General features: G+C 59.9%; 19 protein-coding genes and 2 pseudogenes. 16 read left to right on the top strand and 5 right to left on the bottom strand.

The genetic code is table 11. The features are described from left to right. The first annotated feature begins 78 nt into the window (after positions 1 to 78). The 16 genes and pseudogenes from H4Q31_RS03815 (at position 79) to H4Q31_RS03750 (ending at position 19668) form a co-directional block, all read left to right on the top strand. Entirely contained in the window at positions 79 to 2109 is a 2031-nt protein-coding gene (locus tag H4Q31_RS03815; protein WP_185177733.1) for a beta-galactosidase, read from the top strand. A 7-nt stretch (positions 2110 to 2116) separates the two neighbouring features. Then, a pseudogene (locus H4Q31_RS21925) lies at positions 2117 to 2911 on the top strand (glycoside hydrolase family 95 protein); the annotation flags it as partial. 60 nt (positions 2912 to 2971) lie between these two features. Continuing rightward, positions 2972 to 4258, top strand: a pseudogene (locus H4Q31_RS21920) (glycosyl hydrolase family 95 catalytic domain-containing protein); the annotation flags it as partial. Between the two features lie 6 nt (positions 4259 to 4264). Further along, positions 4265 to 4597 carry a glycoside hydrolase family 95-like protein gene (locus tag H4Q31_RS21915; RefSeq protein ID WP_376698208.1) on the top strand — a complete coding sequence of 111 codons (333 nt, stop codon included), beginning with the start codon at positions 4265 to 4267 and terminating at the stop codon, positions 4595 to 4597. 83 nt (positions 4598 to 4680) lie between these two features. Further along, positions 4681 to 4923, top strand: coding sequence for a DUF3892 domain-containing protein (locus H4Q31_RS03805; RefSeq protein ID WP_185177731.1), 243 nt, complete (start codon positions 4681 to 4683; stop codon positions 4921 to 4923). A 6-nt stretch (positions 4924 to 4929) separates the two neighbouring features. Next, entirely contained in the window at positions 4930 to 5838 is a 909-nt protein-coding gene (locus H4Q31_RS03800; RefSeq protein ID WP_185177730.1) for an NAD(P)/FAD-dependent oxidoreductase, read from the top strand. A 168-nt stretch (positions 5839 to 6006) separates the two neighbouring features. Next, the gene (locus H4Q31_RS03795) at positions 6007 to 7278 is read left to right on the top strand and encodes a methyl-accepting chemotaxis protein (RefSeq protein ID WP_185177729.1); all 1272 of its coding nucleotides are present in this window, start codon (positions 6007 to 6009) and stop codon (positions 7276 to 7278) included. 257 nt (positions 7279 to 7535) lie between these two features. Beyond that, complete coding sequence (gene glgB / locus H4Q31_RS03790; protein ID WP_185177728.1) at positions 7536 to 9446, top strand: 1,4-alpha-glucan branching protein GlgB; 1911 nt, start codon at positions 7536 to 7538, stop codon at positions 9444 to 9446. Between the two features lie 51 nt (positions 9447 to 9497). Then, positions 9498 to 10679, top strand: coding sequence for a glucose-1-phosphate adenylyltransferase (locus tag H4Q31_RS03785; protein ID WP_185177727.1), 1182 nt, complete (start codon positions 9498 to 9500; stop codon positions 10677 to 10679). Next, positions 10676 to 11788 carry a glucose-1-phosphate adenylyltransferase subunit GlgD gene (gene glgD / locus H4Q31_RS03780; RefSeq protein ID WP_185177726.1) on the top strand — a complete coding sequence of 371 codons (1113 nt, stop codon included), beginning with the start codon at positions 10676 to 10678 and terminating at the stop codon, positions 11786 to 11788. The genes H4Q31_RS03785 and glgD overlap by 4 nt, the downstream gene beginning before the upstream one ends. 20 nt (positions 11789 to 11808) lie before the next feature. After that, positions 11809 to 13257 (top strand): glycogen synthase GlgA, encoded by a 1449-nt coding sequence (glgA, locus tag H4Q31_RS03775; protein ID WP_185177725.1) that lies wholly within the window; start codon positions 11809 to 11811, stop codon positions 13255 to 13257. A 4-nt stretch (positions 13258 to 13261) separates the two neighbouring features. Beyond that, a complete protein-coding gene (locus tag H4Q31_RS03770) occupies positions 13262 to 15268 on the top strand; it encodes a glycoside hydrolase family 15 protein (RefSeq protein ID WP_185177724.1) in 2007 nt (668 codons plus the stop codon). Between the two features lie 21 nt (positions 15269 to 15289). After that, on the top strand, positions 15290 to 16273 hold the full coding sequence (locus H4Q31_RS03765) for an aldo/keto reductase (RefSeq protein WP_185177723.1): 984 nt from the start codon (positions 15290 to 15292) through the stop codon (positions 16271 to 16273). Positions 16274 to 16318: 45 nt separating this feature from the next. Continuing rightward, entirely contained in the window at positions 16319 to 17068 is a 750-nt protein-coding gene (locus tag H4Q31_RS03760) for a DUF1361 domain-containing protein (RefSeq protein WP_185177722.1), read from the top strand. Between the two features lie 48 nt (positions 17069 to 17116). Further along, on the top strand, positions 17117 to 17659 hold the full coding sequence (locus H4Q31_RS03755) for a zinc ribbon domain-containing protein (protein ID WP_185177721.1): 543 nt from the start codon (positions 17117 to 17119) through the stop codon (positions 17657 to 17659). 314 nt (positions 17660 to 17973) lie between these two features. Next, a complete protein-coding gene (locus tag H4Q31_RS03750; protein ID WP_185177720.1) occupies positions 17974 to 19668 on the top strand; it encodes a PucR family transcriptional regulator in 1695 nt (564 codons plus the stop codon). Positions 19669 to 19670: 2 nt separating this feature from the next. Here H4Q31_RS03750 and H4Q31_RS03745 read toward each other — a convergent pair whose 3' ends face one another. The 5 genes from H4Q31_RS03745 to H4Q31_RS03725 all read right to left on the bottom strand — a co-directional run bounded on the left by H4Q31_RS03745 (position 19671) and on the right by H4Q31_RS03725 (position 21580). Beyond that, a complete protein-coding gene (locus H4Q31_RS03745; RefSeq protein WP_185177719.1) occupies positions 19671 to 20108 on the bottom strand; it encodes a spore germination protein GerPE in 438 nt (145 codons plus the stop codon). Continuing rightward, entirely contained in the window at positions 20105 to 20311 is a 207-nt protein-coding gene (locus tag H4Q31_RS03740) for a spore germination protein GerPD (RefSeq protein ID WP_311771680.1), read from the bottom strand. The genes H4Q31_RS03745 and H4Q31_RS03740 overlap by 4 nt, the downstream gene beginning before the upstream one ends. Then, positions 20308 to 21045 carry a spore germination protein GerPC gene (gene gerPC / locus H4Q31_RS03735; protein WP_185177718.1) on the bottom strand — a complete coding sequence of 246 codons (738 nt, stop codon included), beginning with the start codon at positions 21043 to 21045 and terminating at the stop codon, positions 20308 to 20310. The genes H4Q31_RS03740 and gerPC overlap by 4 nt, the downstream gene beginning before the upstream one ends. 68 nt (positions 21046 to 21113) lie before the next feature. Further along, positions 21114 to 21359, bottom strand: a complete 246-nt coding sequence (locus H4Q31_RS03730; RefSeq protein WP_376698207.1) for a spore germination protein GerPB — start codon at positions 21357 to 21359, stop codon at positions 21114 to 21116. Next, positions 21359 to 21580 carry a spore germination protein gene (locus tag H4Q31_RS03725; protein WP_185177716.1) on the bottom strand — a complete coding sequence of 74 codons (222 nt, stop codon included), beginning with the start codon at positions 21578 to 21580 and terminating at the stop codon, positions 21359 to 21361. Before H4Q31_RS03725 ends, H4Q31_RS03730 begins: the two co-directional genes overlap by 1 nt. Positions 21581 to 21583 lie beyond the last annotated feature (3 nt).

Raw genomic sequence — 21583 nt, 5'->3', positions numbered from 1 at the left:
CCAATGTTTATATTTTACCGTATCGAGCGATGTCTTAAAATAAGGATATCCTTATATTCCTTAAAAGAGGTGTCCTTCTTGATCAACGACAAATTGCCGAAGATTTGGTATGGCGGGGACTACAATCCCGAGCAATGGGAAGCGGATACATGGGCCGAGGACGATCGTATGTTTAAGCTGGCGGGCATCGACGTGGCGACGATCAATGTGTTCTCTTGGGCGCTTACGCAGCGAAGCGAAGACGAATACGACTTCGACTGGCTGGACGAGACGATGGACAGGCTGCAACGCAACGGCGTCGGCGTCTGCTTGGCGACGAGCACGGGCGCGCATCCGGCATGGATGGCGAAGAAGTACCCGGAAGTGACGCGCGTCGACTTTAACGGCCGCAAGCGCAAGTTCGGCGGACGGCACAATTCGTGCCCGAACAGCCCGGTGTTCCGGCATTTCTCTCGGCTTATCGCGGGCAAATTGGCAGAGCGGTACAAGGATCATCCCGCGCTGCTCATCTGGCACGTCTCGAACGAATACGGCGGCTACTGCTACTGCGACAATTGCGCGTCGGCGTTCCGGGACTGGCTGCGCCAGCGCTACGGTACGCTGGAAGAAGTGAATAAAGCGTGGAATACGCGGTTCTGGGGGCATACGTTCTATGATTGGGACGAGATCGTTCCTCCGAATGCGATCAGCGAAGAGTGGAACGGCAACCGGACGAACTTCCAAGGCATCTCGCTGGACTATCGCCGGTTCATGTCCGCCAGCCTGCTGGAGTGCTACAAGATCGAGTATGAAGAGATCAAGAAGCACACGCCGAACGTTCCGGTGACGACGAACCTGATGGGCTTCTACCCGGAGCTCGACTACTTCGAGTGGGCGAAGCATCTGGACGTCGTCTCGTGGGACAACTACCCGTCCCTTGATACGCCGTTCAGCTATACGGCGATGACCCACGATCTGATGCGCGGGCTGAAGCAAGGACAGCCGTTCATGCTGATGGAGCAGACGCCAAGCCAGCAGAACTGGCAGGCGTATAATTCGCTGAAGCGGCCGGGCGTTATGCGGCTGTGGAGTTATCAAGCGGTGGCCCGCGGCGCGGATACGGTCATGTTTTTCCAATTGCGTCGTTCGGTCGGCGCGTGCGAGAAGTATCATGGCGCTGTTATCGAGCATGTCGGCCACGAGCATACGCGCGTATTCCGCGAGGCGGCGGAGCTTGGGGCTGAGCTGCAGAAGCTGGGCGACCGGCTGCTCGATTCGCGCTCGGCGGCGAAGGTTGCGATCGTCTACGATTGGGAGAACCGATGGGCGCTTGATCTGACCAGCGGACCGACCGTTGCGCTCAATTACGTGCATGAGGTTCACAAATATTACGACGCGTTGTTCAAGCTCGGCATTCAGACGGACATGATCGGCGTCGAGGCCGACTTGAGCGGCTATGACATCGTCATCGCGCCGGTTCTCTATATGGTCAAATCGGACTATGCGCTGAAAGTTGAGTCGTTCGTCGAAGCCGGCGGCACGTTCGTGACGACGTTCTTCAGCGGCATCGTGAACGAGAACGATATCGTGACGTTGGGCGGGTACCCTGGCGAGCTTCGCAAGGTGCTCGGCATCTGGGCGGAGGAGATTGACGCCTTGTTCCCGGACGCCCGCAATCAAGTCGTCATGAAGTCGCCAATCGGCGCTTTGAACGGCGAATACGAGTGCGGCCTGCTGTGCGATCTGATTCATGCTGAAGGCGCCGAAGTGCTGGCGACATACGGCTCCGACTTCTACAAGGGCATGCCCGCGCTGACCGTGAACCGTTATGGCAAAGGCCAAGCTTGGTATGTGGCGACGAGCCCCGATCAGCGGTTTATGGAAGACTTCATGGCGAACCTGGCAGCGGGCAAAGGCATTGCGCCGCTGGCGAAGCTGCCGGCAGGCGTCGAGGCGGCGGAGCGCGTTAAGGATGGGAAGTCGTTCCTATTCCTGCTTAATCATAATGCTGAAGAAGCGGTCGTCGAATTGAGCGAAGCCGGCGGTGTCGATCTGCTGACCGACGAAGCCGTGTCCGGCAGCGTCAAGCTTGCGGCGAAGGGCGTGAGCATCATCGAGCGGAAGAGGTGAAGCGCGGGTGAAGCTGGAATATTTCAAACCCGCCAATCAGTGGACCGAGGCGCTCCCAATCGGCAACGGACGGATGGGAGCGATGATCTATGGCGGCGTCGCGACCGAGCGTCTTCAGTTGAATGAAGATACCCTTTGGTCGGGCGGACCGAAGGATTGCAACAATCCGCGCGCCCGCGAAGTGCTGCCTGAGGTGCGGAGGCTGCTGGCAGAGGGGCGCTATGTCGAAGCCGATAAGCTCAGCCGGGAGATGTTAAGCTCTAATACGCAAGCATACATGCCATTCGGCCATTTGACGCTTGCGTTCGAGCACGGCGATTCCGGCGTGCGCGGTTATCGCCGGGAGCTTGATCTTCAGGAAGCGGTGTCGCGCGTCGAATATGCGGTCGGCGGCGTCCGTTACGTTCGGGAGTCGTTCGCATCGCATCCCGATCAAGTGATCGTCGTGCGGCTGACGGCTAGCGCGCCGGGAGCGCTCAGCTTCGCGGCGCGGCTCGACAGCCCGCTGAAGTACCGCACATCGGCAGCGAATGGCCGCTTATGGATTCAAGGAGCGGTTCCGGAGTATCTGGATCCGAATGACGATCCGGACGATCGGTTGGCGCGCGAAGGCGGCGGCGTTAACTCGGTCGGCGGCACGGGCGGAGTGACTGCCGGCAGCTCAGGCAGCAGCAAGGGCGGCGGCATCCGGTTCGCCGGACGGCTGGCCGCGGTCTGCCAGGACGGCAGGACGGAAGTCGATGCCGGCGGTCTCTATGTGACCGGCGCGACCTCGGCGACGCTTCTCTTCAGCGCCGCCACGAGCTTTCGCGGATACGACCGCGCTCCGGACGCCGATGCGGATGCGCTGGCCGCGGAGCGGTTGGAGGCGGTTCTAACGCGATCCTATGAAGAGCTGCGAGCCGCGCATATTGCCGACTACCGTTCGCTGTTCGACCGGGTCGTTCTGGATATAGGCGGGAAGGCCGAAGCGGCGGAACGAGGCGGTTCTGAGGCAGTCTTGCGCGAGCCGGATGCGCTGTCGACGGACCGCCGAATCGCCGAGCGTGGCGCGAACGATCCCGGTCTGGTCGAGCTGCTGTTCCAGTATGGCCGCTACCTGATGATCGCAAGCTCGCGTCCAGGCACCCAGCCCGCCAATCTGCAAGGCATTTGGAATGCGGAGACGCGGCCGCCTTGGAGCAGCAACTGGACGCTGAACATTAATGCGGAGATGAACTACTGGCCGGCGGAGACATGCAATTTAAGCGAATGCCATGAGCCCTTGCTATCCCTGATCGGCAGGTTGGCGGCCAACGGCGCGCGAACGGCCGAGGTCCATTACGGCGCGCGCGGCTGGACGTCGCATCACAACGCCGACATCTGGTGCCACACGGTGCCGGTCGGCGGCGATCCGGTATGGGCGCTCTGGCCGATGTCCGCCGCTTGGCTATGCCAGCATCTGTGGGAGCATTATGCGTTCGGCGGAGACCGCCAGTGGCTGCGCGAGCAAGCATATCCGCTGATGAGAGGCGCGGCCTTATTCTGTCTCGATTGGCTGCAGGAGGATGCCGACGGCTGCCTCGTCACTTCGCCGTCAACCTCCCCGGAGCACAAATTCAGAAGCCCGGAGAACGGCGAACTCGTCGCGGTAAGCGTCGCGTCGACGATGGATCTGTCCCTCATCTGGGATTTGTTCACGAACTGCATCGAAGCTGCGGCAGAGCTCGGCGCAGACGAAGCGTTCGCCGCCGAGCTGCGTGCGGCCCGCGATCGGCTTCACCCGATGCAGATCGGCAAGCATGGACAGCTGCAGGAATGGTACCGCGACTTCGAGGACGAGGACATTCATCATCGCCATGTGTCGCACCTGTTCGGCATCTATCCCGGGCGCCAGCTGACCAAGGACCGGACGCCCGAGCTGTTCGCCGCAGCGAAGCGGTCGCTTGAACGGCGCGGAGATGGGGGGACAGGCTGGAGTCTAGGGTGGAAAATCTCGCTCTGGGCCCGATTCCGCGACGGCGACCGGGCTCGCCGACTGATCTCCAACTTGTTGACGCTCGTCGGGGAGGAGGGCGGTTCGCCGCATGGCGGAGGCGTCTATCCGAATCTGTTCGACGCGCATCCGCCGTTCCAGATCGACGGCAACTTCGCGGCTACAGCCGGCATCGCCGAGATGCTGCTCCAATCGCATGACGGCCGCCTGACCTTGCTCCCTGCGTTGCCGTCCGCATGGCCAAGCGGCTCTGTCACAGGACTTCGCGCCCGCGGAGGCTTCGAGGTCAGCCTGCAATGGCGCGAGGGCCGCTTGGCCAGCGCAGAATTGCTGTCGCTGAACGGCTCCGTCTGCTCGTTGCGCGGCGCCGAGGGCTTTGCCGTCATCTGCGTGGAGAATGATGCATTGGATCGCCTCGACGAGGCCTGCCGAGTGCCAATCGAGAAGGCCGCCGACGGCACTGTTCGGTTCCGAACGGAAGCGGGCAGACGTTACGAGCTCATAAATTCCTAGCAGCAGAGCAGGCGACATCCGCCTTCATGCATAATTATCCCTTCCATGGGCAAGATACGCCAAATGGAAGGAGGATGAACAAGATGAACAATAACGGGTCCAATCCGCCGGAAGTCACGGCGGTTCGCAAGAACGGAGACGGAGACATCGTCGAACTTCAGCTGTCGTCCGGCCAAGTGGTCGATTACAAGCAAGCGCAAGCGATGGCCAAAGAAGGGCAGATCGCGAACGTCAACGTCTTCCGCGGACGCGACGGCGATGAGCATCTGCGGTCGAATGCGGATGGCCGTCCGGAGAACAACCTGGATAACCTTCCGGCATTCTAGACAGCCATGCTGTTCGACTGCGCGATCATCGGCGGCGGACCGGCCGGATTGAGCGCGGCGCTCGTGCTCGGCAGAGCCCGGAGGAAGACGGCGCTGTTCGACAACAACAAGCCGCGCAACGCGGTCACGCGGGAGACCCATGGCTTCCTGACGAGGGACGGCGCCAGCCCGGAGCAGCTCCGGCAAGCAGCGCATGAGGATATCGCCAAATACGCGTCCGTGCAATTCTATCGTGACGCGGTGACCGAGATCCGCAAGGAGCCGAACGCTTTCGCGGTTCATTCGTCGGAAGGAGAAGTCGTCCGCTCGCGGAAAATCATTCTGGCCACCGGCCTGCGCGAGTATCTGCCTTCCATTCCCGGCCTTCGCGAATGCTACGGCAGCAGCCTGTTCAGCTGCCCCTATTGCGACGGCTGGGAGCAGCGGGACAGGCCGCTAGTCGTCATCGCGGAGAAGGAAGACAGCGCCTATCATCTGGCTAAGACGGCACATCAATGGAGCAAGGATTTGTTGCTGTGCACGAACGGCGTGCATCTGCGGGAGCGGTGGCAGCGGGAGATGAAGGCGAACGCAATCGTCTGGCGCAAGGCGCCGGTTCAGGCATTGGAGCATCGCGACGGGATGCTGGAGCGGGTCGTCTTCGAGGATGGGGATTCTGTGCCGCGCAGCGGCGGGTTCGTCGCAACCGATTGGGTACAGAGCTCGATGCTCGGCGAGTCGCTCGGCTGCAAGCTGAACGAACGCGGCGGGATTGAGACGGACGACTATGGACGAACGAGCGTGGAAGGCGTATTCGCTGCGGGTGATGCGGCGGTGATCGCCCCGGCCCAGCTGATCGTCGCCGCCGCAGAAGGCAGCCGCGCCGCCATGGGCGTGAACGGCGATCTGATTCATGAGAGCTTCGCAGGAGGTTAGCTCCGCTCGGTTAACCAGCCAAATTTACCGACCAGCCGCACGCTTGCCGTGCGGTTTTTTTGCTGGAGTGTGATATTGATCACACTGGAAGAAGCTTCCGCGATGCTATGATAGCTGAAGAATTAGACAGGCTTCGCTCATCGAGAATGCATCGCGGGAGGACAAGTTATGGTGAAGTTTGGCATCGTCAAGAAGATGGTTATCGGCATTACCGCGGTCTCGTCAATTACTTATGGAACGAGCGCGTTTTTCTTGCTTGTGCTGCAAGGATGGTTCGACTTCATGCCGAATTGGCTGTTCGTAATCCTGACGCTCTTCGTCGGCGTGTTCTGGACCGGGCTGTTCGGGTATATATTCTCCAAATGGCTTCTTCGGCCCTTGTTGTCCTTGACAGCGGCGGCTGAGCAAGCTGCGGAAGGGAGCCTGAACGTGGAAGTGATGATTGGCCGTTCGGATGATGAACTGACCAAGCTCAGCCGGGCATTCGATGCCATGCTGAAGCGGTTCGTCTCGATCATCGGCGGCATCCGCGGCAATTCGCACCAGACTGATCTTCATGCGGCGGAGCTTCAAGGAGCGATTGGCGAGGCGGCAAGACAGATCGAAGAGATCGCGCATCAAGCGGAGGCGATCACGACTGGGACGGAACGCCAGTCGGCGTCCGCGATGGCGATGCGCTCTTCGGTAGAACAATTGTCCGCCGCGGTGCACGAGGCAGACGAGCAGGCAGGAGCTGCCCGCATTCGCGCGCGCATGATGAACGAGTCGGTCGAGGAGAGCGAGAAGGTATTCCTATCGCTGGTGGAAGGTATGCGCCAGCTAGCCGGGCTGAACACGAATACGCTGGAGGTCGTCCGGCGGCTTAGCGAGTATGCCGAACAGATCGGTTCGATCTCCCGCGTGGTTGCCGACTTCGCGGATCAGACGAACCTGCTGGCGCTTAACGCTTCGATCGAAGCGGCTCGCGCAGGCGAGGAAGGGCGGGGGTTCGTCGTGGTCGCCCAAGCGGTGAAGCAGCTCGCCGGCCAGAGCAGCAGCGCCGTGAAGGATATACGCGAGTTGATCGGGCAGATCCAGCGCGAAGTGGCGAGCGTCGCAGGCCACATCGAGAAGCAGGCGGCAGTCGCCCAGCGGGAGGCGAGCATCGGCGAGCAATCGATGGCGTCCCTTGAGACGGTCGCCAAGGAAGCTTATCGCGTCAGCGAGATTGTTGAAGCGATCGCAGGACGGTTGACAGAGCAATCCGAGCAAGCGATCGGAACGCTCTCGGAAGCGACGCAGGTTGCCCGAATTGCCGAGTCGATCCGCACGGGAGCGCAGGAGGTCAGCTCTGCCTCGCAGGAGCAAACCGCCGTCATGCAGGAGATCGCCGCTTCCTCGGAGACGCTCCGGACGAAGTCTTGGGAATTGCGGGAACAAGTGTCCTTCTTCAAAGAGTAGCGCAAGGCAGATTGTTGTTAAATAATATGTCGAATGTTGTTAAAGGGGCCGAGTGACGGCTCCTTTTTTTGGAATTGCAACGGCATGCGGCGAAAATAAATTTGAAAATGTAGATGAAAAAGGGTGGTATTTCCACTATAATAAGGGATATACCTACAAAATGTGTTAGGAATACTAACAAATCATCATGAGGCGGTTAACGCAAACACCACGATGCCGCATCCTGCTCAATTCGCTGCGATTGGAGGTGCCCTGGCATGACCGTTCAATCCTCGATCCTCTCCCCGGATGACCTGTATTTGTTCCATCGCGGCCAATTGTTCCAAGCCTATCGCACGTTCGGCGCTCATATACTTGAGCAAGAAGGCGTTCGCGGCGTACGCTTCGCCGTATGGGCGCCTCATGCCCGGCAAGTCGGCGTCGCCGGCGGCTTCAACGAGTGGCGCGGCGAGCGGCACCCGCTTGAGCGCATCGGCTCAACCGGCGTCTGGGCCGGCTTCATTCCGGGCCTTACCGAAGGCGCCGCCTACAAATATGAGATCGTAGGCGGCGACGGCTCGACCCGTCTCAAAGCCGATCCGTTCGCCTTCCGCTCGGAGCTTCGTCCGAGCACCGCCTCCATCGTCTCCGACCTCGGCCGGTACGAATGGGCGGATGAAGCTTGGCGAACCCGCAAGCGCGAGGATCCCCCTTACGAACGGCCGATGTTCGTCTATGAAGCGCATCTCGGCTCGTGGCGAATGGACGCGCCCGAGCAGTTCCGTTCTTATCGCGAACTGGCGGATGAGCTCGTCGACTACGTCGGATCGATGGGATTTACTCACATCGAATTGCTTCCGCTTGCCGAGCATCCGCTCGACCGATCGTGGGGGTACCAGGCGACCGGCTATTACGCGGCTACGAGCCGGTACGGGCCGCCGGAAGGGCTGCAGACGCTCGTGGACCGCTGCCACCGGAAGGGCATCGGCGTTATTCTCGATTGGGTGCCCGGCCATTTCTGCAAGGACGACCACGGTTTGCGCCTTTTCGACGGAACGCCTCTATATGAGCCGGCGGACAGCCGAATCGCAGAGAAGCCGCAGTGGGGAACACTTGCCTTCGACTTCGCCAAACCCGAGGTGCAGAGCTTCCTCATCTCGAATGCGATGTTCTGGCTCGACGTTTTCCATATCGACGGCCTCCGGGTCGATGCCGTCGCCAGCATGATCGATCTCCACTTCGACAAGCCGCCGGGCCTGCGCGCCTGCAACCGCCACGGAGGAACCGAGCATCTCGAAGCGCTGGAATGGCTCCGCAAGCTGAACGAGACCGTCTTCCTGCACTACCCCGACACCCTGATGATGGCCGAGGATTCATCCGCATGGCCCGGCGTCACCGCACCGACATACCTCGGCGGCCTCGGCTTCAATTACAAATGGAACATGGGCTGGATGAACGACTCGCTCCGCTATATGGAGACCGACCCCATCGAACGTTCCGCCAGACACTCCCTGCTTACCTTCTCCATGCTGTACGCCTTCTCCGAAAATTACGTTCTGCCTTTGTCGCACGATGAGGTTGTCCACGGCAAGCGGTCGCTGCTGAATAAGATGCCCGGCGCCTATGAAGATAAGTTCGCCAATCTCCGCTTATTCTACGGCTATTGGATGGCGCATCCCGGCAAGAAGCTGCTGTTCATGGGGGGCGAATTCGGCCAGTTCGACGAATGGAAGGATGCAGCCGGGCTCGATTGGCCGCTGCTGCGTTATCCGCTCCACGATGCGCTGCGCCGTTATATGAAGGATCTCCTTGGCTTGTATGCTGCCGAGCCGGCGCTCTGGGAGCAAGACCATTCGCCTGAAGGCTTCGAGTGGATTGACGCGGACAACGCCGAGCAGTCCGTGCTTAGCTTCATCCGCAAGTCGCGGGACGGCAGGCGCGTGCTGATCGTCGTCTGCAACTTCTCGCGCCGCCATTATCCCGTATTCCGGATCGGCGTCCCGACAAGCGCGAATCACTGCATTATTTTCAACAGCGATTCAGAGGGGTATGGCGGCTCCGGGTGCCGGATGCCGAGACGAATCAAGGCGGTGCGAACGCCGCTTCACGGACGGCCGTTCAGCTTGGAGCTTCCGCTTCCTGCCTTGAGCGCGCTAGTGCTGGAGCCGGAACGGATCGCGGCCGAATGACGGACGCGAGGATTGCCGAATGCTTACAATCGAACGGGGAGGGGCGGATCTATGCGCCGCAATGAATGTATCGCGATGCTGCTGGCCGGCGGGGAAGGACGCCGCTTGGGCGTGCTGACGAAGGATGTGGCCAAACCGGCCGTTCACTTCGGGGGCAAATATCGCATTATCGACTTCACGCTGAGCAATTGCGCGAATTCCGGCATCGAGACGGTAGGGGTGCTGACGCAGTACCAGCCGCTCGAGCTGAATCAATATCTCGGCATTGGGAGTCCTTGGGGGCTCGATCGCCGGGAGGGCGGCATGCACGTGCTTCCGCCGTACGTTCGCCAGAGGGGCGGAGATTGGTACAAGGGGACGGCGAATGCCATCTGCCAGAACATCGGCTTCATCGAGCGTTACAGCCCCGATTACGTGCTGATCATCTCCGGCGACCACATTTATAAGATGGATTACGGACTCATGCTGCAATCGCACAAGCGCAATCGCGCGGATGCGACGCTGGCGGTCATTCCGGTGCCGTGGGCAGACGCGAGCCGGTTCGGCATCCTTAGCGTAGATGAGGAGGGCCGCGTGACCGAATTCGCGGAGAAGCCGAAGCGGCCGGAGAGTAACCTCGCTTCGATGGGCGTGTATATGTTCACGTGGCAGGCGCTGCGGCAGGCGTTGATCGAGGACGAGGCAGATCCGCAGTCTGAAGGCGACTTCGGCAAGAATGTCATCCCGAAGCTGCTGCGGGAACAAGCGCGGCTGTTCGCCTATCGGTTCGAAGGCTATTGGAAGGATGTCGGCACGATCGAGAGTCTGTGGGAAGCGAACATGGATCTGCTGGCCGCTGAACCGGCTTTGAACTTGAACGACCGGAAGTGGCGGATCTTCTCCGTTAATCCGAACCGTCCCGCGCAGTTCATGGCTCCGGGCGCGAGCGTTCGAAGCTCGCTCATCAATGAAGGCTGCGTCATTGAAGGCGCCGTGAATCGTTCCGTCCTCTTCCATGGGGTCAAAGCGGAAGCCGGCTCGCTGATCGAGGATTCGGTCATTATGCCGGGCGCCGTCATCGGACGAGGCGCGGCCGTCATTCGAGCGATTGTAGGCGAAGGGGCCGTCGTCGGAGAGGGCTGCGTTGTCGGAAGCGCTGATTCGAAGCAGATCGACGTAGTCGGAAGCGGCGACGTCGTGCGAACGAGGCCGTCGCTGCCGGATGCCGCGATGCTGGAGGTGGAGCCTCTATGAAGCTTCCAATGATGGGTGTGATTAACTTAATACATGAGCAGGAAGAGATGGGGGCGCTGACCGCCGGCAGGTGCCTGGCGACAGTGCCGTTCGGCGGCCGATACCGGCTCGTCGACTTCGTGCTGTCCTCGATGGTGGGCTCCGGCATCTCCAAGGTGGCGGTGCTCGCGCATACGAAGTACCGTTCGCTGATGGACCATCTCGGCTCAGGCGGCAATTGGGATTTGCATCGCAAGCAGGACGGCTTATTCGTGCTCCCGCCCGCGATTGAGGACATGACCGACTTCGGCAAAGGAGACCTCTATCAGCTCTTCCGGAACCGGGATTACTTCTCGCGCAGCCCGCTTGAGTATGTCGTCATTGCCCGCAGCCATATGGTGTGCAACATCGATCTCGGGCGCGTGCTGGAAGAGCACATCGGCAAGGGTTCGGACATCACCGTCGTCTGCAAACGCTGGCCGAACGCGCGGACAGGGCTCGCGCGCAAGGTGCTCGTGGACGAGGAGGGGAGAATCACGGACATGCAAGACCCTTACGGGCGTCTGGCCAGCGACGTCGTCTCGATGGAGATGTACATCCTGCGCAAGGAGCTGCTGCTCGAGCTGGTCGAGACGTCGCTTGCCCAAGGCAAGGACCATCTCGTCCGGCATGCGATCATGTCCGCGCTCGGCGAGCTCAACGTCCGCGCCTATCTGCATGAAGGCTATCTCGGCGTAGTCAATACGATACCGGCCTATTACCGGCACAGCATGGAATTGCTGGACTTGGAGGTGTGGAATGACCTCTTCTTCCAGCCGGGACCGATCTACACGAAGGTCAAAGACGAGCCGCCGACCCGCTACCTCGGAGGCTCGGAGGTGTCGCATTCGCTCATCGCCAACGGCTGCGAGATCGAAGGCGCCGTTGAAGGGAGCATTCTGTTCCGGGGCGTCAAGGTGCGCGAAGGCGCCGTCGTGCGGAACAGCATCGTGATGCAGAACGGCATCATCGGCGAGAGCGGCATGCTGGAGAACTGCATCCTCGATAAGGAAGTGGAGATTCGTCCGCTGCAGCGGCTGCGAGGCTCCTCGGATACGCCATTCCTGGCTGTCAAGCGCAACGTGATCTAGCAAGCTCGAGGAGGGATTCGATGAAGGTCTGGTTCGCGGCATCCGAGGCGGCGCCGTTAGTGAAGAGCGGCGGGCTGGCGGATGTCGTCGGCGCGCTGCCGAAGGCGCTTGCCAAACGGGGCATTGACGTTACGGTCGTTCTGCCCAAATATGGGGCGATTCCGTCAGCAATTGCAGACGAAGCGGCGGATAAGGGCAGCTTCGACGTAACGCTCGGCTGGCGCACGCAATATTGCGGTCTGCTGGAGACGTTCGTGGACGGGGTGCGGTTCCTGCTTGTCGACAACGAATACTTTTTCAAACGGGGCTACTTGTATGGATACGGAGACGAAGAGGCGGAGCGGTTCGCCTTCTTCGGCTTTGCGGCCATCGAAGCGCTGTTCCGGCTCGGCAAGGACGAGCTGCCTGACATTCTGCATTGCCATGACTGGCAGACGGGCCTTGTTCCGATGCTGCTTCGGACCCGCTACTCGCACATTCCCGCCTTCAAGCGAATTCGCACCGTCTTCACGATTCACAACCTCCAGTATCAAGGCGTCTTCTCCCGCGACCAGCTGAAGGATCTGCTGTCGGCCGGCGACGAGCTGTTCACGGAGGACGGCATGGCGTTCTACGGGGCGGCATCGTGCATGAAGGCGGGGCTGCGCTATGCGGACAAGCTGACGACGGTCAGTCCGGCCTATGCGCAGGAGATTCAAACCCCTGAGTATGGAGAGAAGCTGGACGGCGTCCTGCGCCAGCGTGCAGGCGACCTGAAGGGCATCGTCAACGGTATCGATACCGACGTGTACGATCCGATGCGCGACCCGCATCTCGCAGTCAATTATCGCTTCTCGCTGCTTAAGAAGCGGCGCAACAAGAAGGCGCTGCAGGAGGAATTCGGCCTGCCGGCGGACGAGCGCATTCCAATGATCGGCGTCGTCTCCCGCATTGTGGAGCAGAAGGGCTTCGACCTGATTCTAGAAGCGCTGCCGGGGCTGATGGCTGAGTCGATTCAGCTCGTCATACTCGGCTCAGGCGACCTCCAGCTGGAGCGTAAGCTGTATGAGGCGAGCGTCCGGCACAAGGAGAAGCTGTTCGTCTGGTTCGGCTTCAACGAGGGGCTGGCGCGCCGAATCTATGCGGGTTCGGACATGTTCCTGATGCCGTCGCGCTTCGAGCCGTGCGGGCTCAGCCAACTGATCGCGCTGCAATACCGGACGGTTCCGATCGTCCGGGAGACCGGGGGGCTGCGGGATACGGTTCAGCCCTACAATGAATTCACGGGCGAAGGCACCGGCTTCAGCTTCGGTCCGGCATCGGCTCATGATCTGTTATTCACCGTTCGCCGCGCGCTGGCGTTCTATAAGGATGAAGCGGCCTGGGAGAGAATCGTCGACAATGGCGCGAAGCGGGATGTCGGCTGGGAAGCGTCCGCGCGCGAATACGAGAAGCTGTATCAGGAGCTCGTTCATACGGAAGGGGAATGACGCGATGGCTCGACATCTAGTGCTCGGCAATGGCAAGATGCTGGTCAATCTGGACAAGAACGGCTTCCTGAGGGATTTGTACTTCCCGTACGTTGGCCAATTGAATCATATCGGAGGGCAGCTGTGCCGGTTCGGCGTCTGGTGCGGCGGCAAGTTCGTCTGGCTGGATCATCCGAGCTGGAACATTCAGCTCGGCTATATCGAGAACTCGCTCGTCACGAACGTGACGGCGCGGAACGAGGAGCTTGGCCTTGAACTATCTATCAACGACGGTATCCATCAACGCGAGAGCATCTACCTCAAGCGCGTCGTCGTCCGCAATTTGACGGGCGAGACGAAGGAGGTCCGGCTGTTCTTCCACCAAGACCTGATGATTGACGGCAACGAAGTCGGGGATACGGCGGCTTATTATCCGGGCAACCGCACCGTTTTCCACTACAAGCGATCCTCATACTTTATGTTTAACGGCCGATCGCCGGATGGCGGGATTTACCAGTTCTCCACCGGCATCAAGCGGTTCCATTCCGCAGAGGGCACTTGGCGGGACGCGGAAGACGGGGAGTTGATGGGCAACGCCATCGCGCAAGGCTCCGTCGACAGCACAATCAGCTTCCGAGCCGATGTGCCCGGGGGCAGCGAGAGTACGTATTATTACTGGATGGCGGTCGGAGAGAATCTGGAGGAAGTGAAGCGGCTGGATCAATACGTGCTGGAGAGCCATCCGGAGAAGCTGCTCAGCCGTATCGTTATCTACTGGAACAACTGGCTCGCGAAGGCGGGCGACGGCTTCGCCGATCTGCCGCCGGAAGTCGCCCGGCTGTTCAAGCACAGCCTGCTCATCGTGCGTACCCAGATTGACGAACGGGGGGCGATACTGGCAGCGAACGACACCGACATTCTTCAGTACAACCGCGACCACTACAGCTATATGTGGCCGCGCGACGGAGCGCTCATCGCCGACGCCATGTCGATGGCAGGCTATCACGGCGCGATCGCGCCGTTCTTCGAGTTCTGCAGCCGGGCGCTGTCGCCGGAAGGGTATCTGTATCATAAGTACAATCCGGACGGAACCGTCGGCTCCAGCTGGCACCCGTATGTCGTGGAGGGCAACCCGCGCCTGCCGATCCAAGAGGACGAGACAGCGCTCGTTCTGTTCGCGCTCTGGAAGGACTATGAGCGGCTCGGCGAGATCGAGCTGCCGCAGGCGCTCTATCCGACGCTCGTGCGCAAGGCGGCTTCGTTCCTATGCGACTTCGTCGAGCCGTCGTTGGGACTCCCGCTGCCGAGCTACGATCTGTGGGAGGAGCGCTACGGCATCTGGACGTACACGGCGGCGTCCGTGTACGGCGGGCTCATGTCGGCAGCCTGCTTCGCCGACCTGTTCGGGGATTACGAGCGCAGCGATCGCTACCGCAATGTCGCCGAACGGATGAAGATGGGGGTGCTCAATCACCTGTGGGATGAAGAGTCCGGACGGTTCGCGAGAGGGCTCGTCCAGCGGGACGGGACGTGGGTCAAGGACATGACGCTGGAGAGCAGCCTGTTCGGCCTGTTCGAATTCGGCGTGCTGCCCGCAGACGACGATCGGGTCGCGCGGACGATGAACGCGATCGCGGAAGGGCTCGCCGTACGTACGGAAGTCGGGGGCATCGCGCGCTATACGGACGATTATTATTTCCAGCAGACGGACGACGTGGAAGCCGTGCCGGGCAACCCTTGGATCATCTGCACGCTGTGGGCGGCGAGCTTCCGGATCGAGACGGCGAAGCGGCTCGAGGAACTGGAAGAGCCAATGGCCGTGCTGAAGCGGGTGACGCGCCATACGCTCCAAGGCGGCAATCTGCCGGAGCAGCTGCATCCGCTGAACGGCGAGCCTCTCTCGGTCGCGCCGCTCACCTGGTCGCACGCGACTTATATCAGTGCGGTGTGCAAATATCTGCGCAAGCGGGAACGATTGGCATCCGGAGCGGTATCTTTGATAGAATGGGAGAAGAGAGACGCTTCCATATGAGACCGAAGGGATGAAGAAGACATGAACTACCGGCCGTTGGGTCGCACGGGATTGCAAGTAAGCGAGATCAGCTTTGGAACATGGGCGATCGGAGGGGCTTGGGGAGAGACGAATGAGGCCGAATCGCTTCGCGGGCTGGCGAAGGCGATGGATGAAGGCGTGAACTTCTTCGACACCGCCGACGTCTATGGAGACGGGCGCAGCGAGCGGCTGCTGGCCAAGGCGACGAAGGGCCGGGAAGACCGTATCCACATTGCGACGAAGTTCTGCCGCGCGGGGGACATCCACGATCCGGCGAACTATTCGGAAGAGCAGATTCGCGCTTATTGCGAAGCGAGCTTGAAGCGGCTGGAGCGCGAGCGGATCGATCTCTATCAGATTCACTGCCCGCCGACCGGCGTTCTGCGGGATGGAGCCGTGTTCGACATTCTCGATAAGCTGCAGGCGGAAGGGAAGATCCGCGCGTACGGCGTCAGCGTCGAGACGGCAGAGGAGGCGCTCATCTGCCTGGAGCGTCCGGGCGTACAGGCGCTTCAGATCATCTTTAATATTTTCCGACAGAAGATGATTGCCGAAGTGCTGCCCAAGGCGGCGGAACGCGGCGTCGGCCTGCTCGCCCGCCTGCCGCTGGCCAGCGGTCTGCTGACGGGCAAGTTCTCGGAGAACAGCAGCTTCAGCGCGGACGATCATCGCAGCTTCAACCGCAACGGCGAACAGTTCAACGTCGGCGAGACGTTCGCGGGCCTGCCGTTCGAGACGGGCGTGGCGCTGTCGCGCGAGCTGGGGTGGATCGCCGAAGGCCGCGGCAGCATGACGCACGCCGCCCTTCGCTGGATTCTCGACTTCCCGGAGATCACCTGTGTCATTCCGGGCTTCAAGAACGTCGCCCAGGTGGAAGACAACCTCGCGGCGCAGCGGACGCCGTCGTTCTCCTCGGAAGAGAAGGGACGTCTTCGGGCGTTCTATGCGGACAAGGTGCATGACCGGATCCGGGGCGCATATTAAAGCGTAAGACGAGAGTAACATTGCCCATAAGGAAAGGAGCAGCGCATGAATCGTTCGATCGGAACGACATCGACGACGACACCAAGATCGGCTAAACATTCGGCACCGAGCCCGCGGCCCTCTGTCGTACAGGCTCCGATCTTCCTCGTCCTGTGCGGCAACAGCCTGCTGTGCGTCCTGCTGCTCATCGTTCGAGCGTACCAGTTGGAGACGCTGCGATTCGGCTTCCTGCTGTGGAACTTGTTCCTGGCGTGGCTGCCGCTGATCGTGTCGATGCTGGCGGCGGGATTGCACAGAGGTGTTCGCGGAGCGGCTAGGACGATTGGGATTGTGGTTCTCGGAATCGCTTGGGTGCTTCTCTATCCGAACGCCCCGTACTTGACGACGGATCTGATTCATCTCATCAATGATCCGACCTACAACTGGTACATCGGCGAGAGATCGCTGCTCGTATGGTACGACCTGATCGTATTTGTGTTATTTTCATGGTGCGGCTTGCTGTTAGGCTACCTGTCGATGTATCATTTTCATGCGCTTGTTCGTACCTATGCGGGCAGAACGGCCGGTTGGCTGTTCGTTCTCGTCGTCTCGTTCCTGGGAGGATTCGGCATCTATCTGGGCCGGGTCATTCGGCTGAACAGCTGGGATGCGGTATTCAATCCGTTCCGGCTGATTGACGGTGTCAGAGAAGGGTTAGGGTCTGATGGAGCGGTATTCACCATTCTGTTCGGCTTGTTGATTCTGATCGTCTACCTGTCCATGAGCAGCCTTCATATGAAGCGCCCGGAACCGTGACGACAACGAAGAGAAGGCAATCAGCGTGTTAATTGGGAGGCGGCAGACATGAGTTTTCTGAAGAAATTGACGGAGACCGTATCCAAAGGTGTGTCGACGGCTACGGAGAAAGCGCAGCAGACGGTGGAGATCACGAAGCTGCATACGCATATCTCGGGGAAACGCAAAGAGATCGAGAGACGATACGCGAGAATCGGAGAAGCGGTCTATGAGGCATATTTGAAAAAGGATTTGTCGCTGGCGGAAGGGCTCGTCATTCCCGAGTGCGACGAGATCTCCGGCATCAAGAAGGAGATCGCGGGGCTCGAGGAACGGATTCGCGAGCTGCGCAATGAGAAGGAATGCGTCTGCGGACAAGAGGTTCCGTACGACACGAAGTTCTGTCCGTCCTGCGGGCATAAGTTCCCGGACCCTGTTCCCGTTCCGGTCGAGGTGATCGAGGCTGCGGAGGAAGAAGAACCAGAGGCTGAACCGGAAGCCGTGGTCGTCGAAGCGGAAGCGATGCTGGTCTGCGACAATTGCGGCGCGGAGCTGAAGCAGGATGCGCGCTTCTGTCCCGATTGCGGAAGCCCCGTCAAATCGAACGACTAATTGAGTTGAATTTGAACCGCCCAACCTGACCGGGTTTGGCGGTTTTTGTATTTGTCGTCTAAATCAAAGATATGTTATATAAAATGACATTTAAATGGTGGTTGCGCTAAAACTCTCTAGATTTTAGGTTAAAAATTGTGATTTCAGAAAATATCAATAAAGACTTTTGGGTTAAAGTGTTATAATATATTACATATAACAAGAAATGACCGCAATTCTATATTGCATGTAATGAAAACTTACTTCGCCGGGATTGTGCGATTATGCGGCGTTAGAACTGCAGGCGCAGCGTCGAAGTCTGGGGAGGAATAGTCATGGTCGCGATGCCTAAGAAGGATCTGTTAAGCGGCAGCCGTACAGAGCAATCTTCCGTTACGGTCAAGGCGATGATGGAGCTGCCGGTATTCGGGAAGGCGAAGCTTGCGGCAGGAGAGAAGGGAATCCATTCGTTTGTGGCCGGCGCATTAGCGATGGAATCGCCGGAGGCGGCGCTTCGCGTAATGCCCGGCGATGTTCCGATCGCAAGCGAAGCCATGCTCCGGGAGGAGCAGGATCGCTTCCCCCGGCTGATCGCCGATCTTGCCCGGAGGGGGGCATCCGCTCTCGGCATTCTGGCAAGCGGCCACGAACGGGAACTCCCCTCCGTATGGCTGGCGGAAGCGGATGCGCTTGGCGTTCCGCTGATCGCGCTTCCTCCCGGTCTCGCTTCCGGGGAAGTTGTGCGCGCCGTCGCGGACCGGGTGCTGATACAGGAATCAGCCCTGCTGGCCGAATTGCAAAGCCGGGTTTATCGGATGTCGCGCGTGCTGTTGGATGGAGGCGGGCTGTATCCCCTTCTGGACGCTATCGAACAAGAAGTGGGCAACCCGGTTGCCCTCGTCCGCGATCAGGAGAAGCCTTGGATGTCGATTGGCTTAAGAGGGGACGACACGCCGCAGACGTGGCCGTTCGTGCAGTCGCTCGCGTTCCGGCAAGCCGGCAGAGGCGTGGCTGGAGGCCTCGTCATGCTGGCCAATTCGATTAGAGGGTACGTGTGTCCGCTTCAAGGCAGGGATGCCAAGCCGGCGGTCTTCGTCGTCGTAGAGCGGAACCGGCCGCTCGCTCCGCTTGATATGTTCAGCGCGGAACGTCTATCCGTCCTGGCGGGACTAGAGCTTGCCAATGCGGAAGCGGTGCGCGACGTGGAGGAGAAATATTTGGACCGATTCCTGCAGGACTGGTTGTCCGGAAGAATCGCATCTGCGAGCGACTGGCGGCAGCGCGCGAACGTATGCGGCTGCCCGCTGCCAGAGCAAGCTCCTGTGTGCGCTGCGGTCGTGGGCGGCGCTGATGGCAGCGCGCTTAACGAAGAGAAGCTTCAAGAGCAAGTCCGAAAGGTTAGGGAGGACCGGATGAAGCTGCCGGAAGGCGTTCTGGCCGCCTCGATCGACGGCGAACTGGCATTGATCGTTCCTCTCCTCCAAGCAGAAGCCATCGATAAGCCGTCAGACGCATGGACGAATGAGATGCTTCAGAAGCTGTTGGGCGCGCTTCGAATGATGATGGATGACCCCGGGCTTCGCTTGTTCGCCGGCCGGACGGCGGATCGGCCGGCGCTGCTGCCGTCCAGCTTGTCGCAGGCTAGGTGCGCGCGTCAAGTGGCGAAGATGTGCGGCTTGAGCGGAGAAGCGATGACATATGACCGCCTCGGCGTCTATTCCTTGCTGTACTTGATCCCGTCTTGCGAGGAGAGAGACCAGTTCTTGCTTCGATTCGCGGCGCCTCTTCAGCAGGCTGACAAGCGCGGCGGCGGAAGACTTGCGGAGACGCTGGAGATGTTCTTCCGATGCAATGGCAACATCAAGCTGACATCCGAGAGACTATACGCCCACTACAATACAGTCGTATATCGGCTGGACAAAATCCAAAGCATTCTAGGCATCTCGCTCGATGACCCGGAAGACCGGCTGCAGCTTCAGCTGTCGCTGAAGCTCGGTCAAATAACGCCGGCTAGCGAGCATTCGAGCTAATATTACGCGTCTTGGTGTTGTGCGGCCTGATCCGGCCAATTGCCCAGTCGGGCGGCTGTATTGGGGTCGTTGAAGTGGCGGAAATGGTGGATTCTCGTGTCCGCATACTGCGGACCGTACCCGTTGCCGGCGCGAATGAACGATGAGGCGGTCGATGCCATTATCCGCACGGCCCCGATCTCGATCGTGCCGGTTGTTGACGCCGAGAAGATCGGCGTCGGATTAGGATCCGCAGGAACGGGGTTCGGCAGGAAGAACAACGGGTACGAGGCGAAGCGGAGCTCGTCTCTAGGGAATCGGGCGATGGCCCGCTGAATCGCCAGAACCCGGTTCTGCAGATGGACACTGCCGAACGTGTCTCCGAATTGCAGCTGCGAAGCATTGGACATTGTATTCATGCCGAACCAGCCGATAGCCGTCACCCGATCGGGAAGCGTCATGTCGCATCCTCTTCGGGAGGCGGAGGAAGCGGAACCATTGGTCCGATAATGACCGACTCCGGCGGCGTATCGAAATATGAATATTGTGTGATCGATTCGGTATCGCCCAGCAGCATGGATGAAGAGCTGGCGATACCGGTCACTCGAATGACACCTATTTGCACCGGACCGTTGCTGACGTTCAACTCGAATGGCGCTCTCACGGCTTCTCCCGTTCCCCCTCCGATTGCGATTGCACCAAGCTTCGCAAATATTGCGCGATAGCCGCCTCGACGTCTCGTTTGGTACGTCCGAGCACGCTTCGGCTCCAATTCGTGCGCTCCTCATCAGTGCCTTGCTCCGGGTAAGGCGTCGTTCTGGCGTAATAATGGACTCGATGATTGAGCTGCTTCTTGATGTCGTCGATAATGGCTCGAAGATGCGGTTCGTTGATCGGCACTTGCAATTGATCGGCCAGTTCATGAAGAGCGGAAGGGATGGTACGTTCCACTTCGCTCGCGGCTTCGGCTTGCAAGCCGCGAATGCGTTGAGCCGTCGCATCCGACGGCGGAGGGACGGCCGCTGGCCCTGTTGCGGCTCCTGGCGCCGACCCTGCATCTCCCGATACGGCGCCTGGCGCCGTTCCGGGTACCGTACCGGGGACGGGCGCATAAGGCGGAGACCAATTGCCTGCCCCGGATACGTCGAATGGCTCCATATTCTGCAAGCCTTGCGGCGATAGCCCGATATTCAGCGTGCCTTCCAGCCGGCTAACCTTTAATTGATCGAAATGATATTCGACATGAACCGGAGGTTTGCTCTTGAGCTCGGCGATCTCCCGCGTCATATCCTCTATTTGGGACACAGCCTGCTGCAACTGCTGTTCAAGCTGCCGGAATCGTTCGAACCAGGCCTGCCAATCGAACGGCTGCGGCGGACCATACCAAGTCTGGGTCATGGCGATACGCTCCTTTAACCATGTTCACCGGACCAAGGGAGACAAGACGCAGCAAGCGATCTCCCGTCTTAAGGTCTGTTCGGATTGGGAAAAGGCACAAGCGACAGCTGCGTGCTCTCCTCTGGAACTTCGGCCTGCAGGTTGGGGAATTCTCCTCCCAGTTGAGGTGCAGGCTCGGTGTATCCCCCGGTGTTGTACAGCTGTGACAGCGACTGGATGCTGCCCGCGCTTCCGATCTGAAGGACGGAGGAGTTGCTCACAGAGCCGACGCGAAGCTGCTGAATGGTGATTTGCTGATAAACATTCCACTGAATCATATGATTTTGGACGCGGAAGCATCGCTTACGTCGGGATCATTCGTAAGGGTTCCGCTGACGGCATTGTTGGTGACCGGAAGATCGCCGGTGACGAATGAACCCGCTCCGGCATAAGATTTGGAGGTGCTGGACGGGCTGATCAGCAGGCAATCGCCGAATTGAACGATCGCACCGGAACCGACGCTGACCACTTTAACAGCCCCGACGATAGATGGCATGGC

The organism is Cohnella lubricantis (assembly GCF_014212015.1).
Lineage (GTDB): Bacteria > Bacillota > Bacilli > Paenibacillales > Paenibacillaceae > Cohnella > Cohnella lubricantis.
This window is presented reverse-complemented; position numbering and strand designations above follow the sequence as displayed.

Excerpts from the sequence above, each read along its gene's own strand:
- H4Q31_RS03795 (WP_185177729.1), top strand. The coding sequence starts at position 6,007 with ATGGTGAAGTTTGGCATCGTCAAGAAGATGGTTATCGGCATTACCGCG.
- gerPC (WP_185177718.1), bottom strand. The coding sequence starts at position 21,045 with ATGACCCAGACTTGGTATGGTCCGCCGCAGCCGTTCGATTGGCAGGCC.
- H4Q31_RS03770 (WP_185177724.1), top strand. The coding sequence starts at position 13,262 with ATGGCTCGACATCTAGTGCTCGGCAATGGCAAGATGCTGGTCAATCTG.
- glgB (WP_185177728.1), top strand. The coding sequence starts at position 7,536 with ATGACCGTTCAATCCTCGATCCTCTCCCCGGATGACCTGTATTTGTTC.
- H4Q31_RS03750 (WP_185177720.1), top strand. The coding sequence starts at position 17,974 with ATGGTCGCGATGCCTAAGAAGGATCTGTTAAGCGGCAGCCGTACAGAG.
- H4Q31_RS03755 (WP_185177721.1), top strand. The coding sequence starts at position 17,117 with ATGAGTTTTCTGAAGAAATTGACGGAGACCGTATCCAAAGGTGTGTCG.
- H4Q31_RS03805 (WP_185177731.1), top strand. The coding sequence starts at position 4,681 with ATGAACAATAACGGGTCCAATCCGCCGGAAGTCACGGCGGTTCGCAAG.
- H4Q31_RS03725 (WP_185177716.1), bottom strand. The coding sequence starts at position 21,580 with ATGCCATCTATCGTCGGGGCTGTTAAAGTGGTCAGCGTCGGTTCCGGT.
- H4Q31_RS03745 (WP_185177719.1), bottom strand. The coding sequence starts at position 20,108 with ATGACGCTTCCCGATCGGGTGACGGCTATCGGCTGGTTCGGCATGAAT.
- glgA (WP_185177725.1), top strand. The coding sequence starts at position 11,809 with ATGAAGGTCTGGTTCGCGGCATCCGAGGCGGCGCCGTTAGTGAAGAGC.
- H4Q31_RS21915 (WP_376698208.1), top strand. The coding sequence starts at position 4,265 with ATGCTGCTCCAATCGCATGACGGCCGCCTGACCTTGCTCCCTGCGTTG.
- H4Q31_RS03785 (WP_185177727.1), top strand. The coding sequence starts at position 9,498 with ATGCGCCGCAATGAATGTATCGCGATGCTGCTGGCCGGCGGGGAAGGA.
- H4Q31_RS03800 (WP_185177730.1), top strand. The coding sequence starts at position 4,930 with ATGCTGTTCGACTGCGCGATCATCGGCGGCGGACCGGCCGGATTGAGC.
- glgD (WP_185177726.1), top strand. The coding sequence starts at position 10,676 with ATGAAGCTTCCAATGATGGGTGTGATTAACTTAATACATGAGCAGGAA.
- H4Q31_RS03765 (WP_185177723.1), top strand. The coding sequence starts at position 15,290 with ATGAACTACCGGCCGTTGGGTCGCACGGGATTGCAAGTAAGCGAGATC.
- H4Q31_RS03760 (WP_185177722.1), top strand. The coding sequence starts at position 16,319 with ATGAATCGTTCGATCGGAACGACATCGACGACGACACCAAGATCGGCT.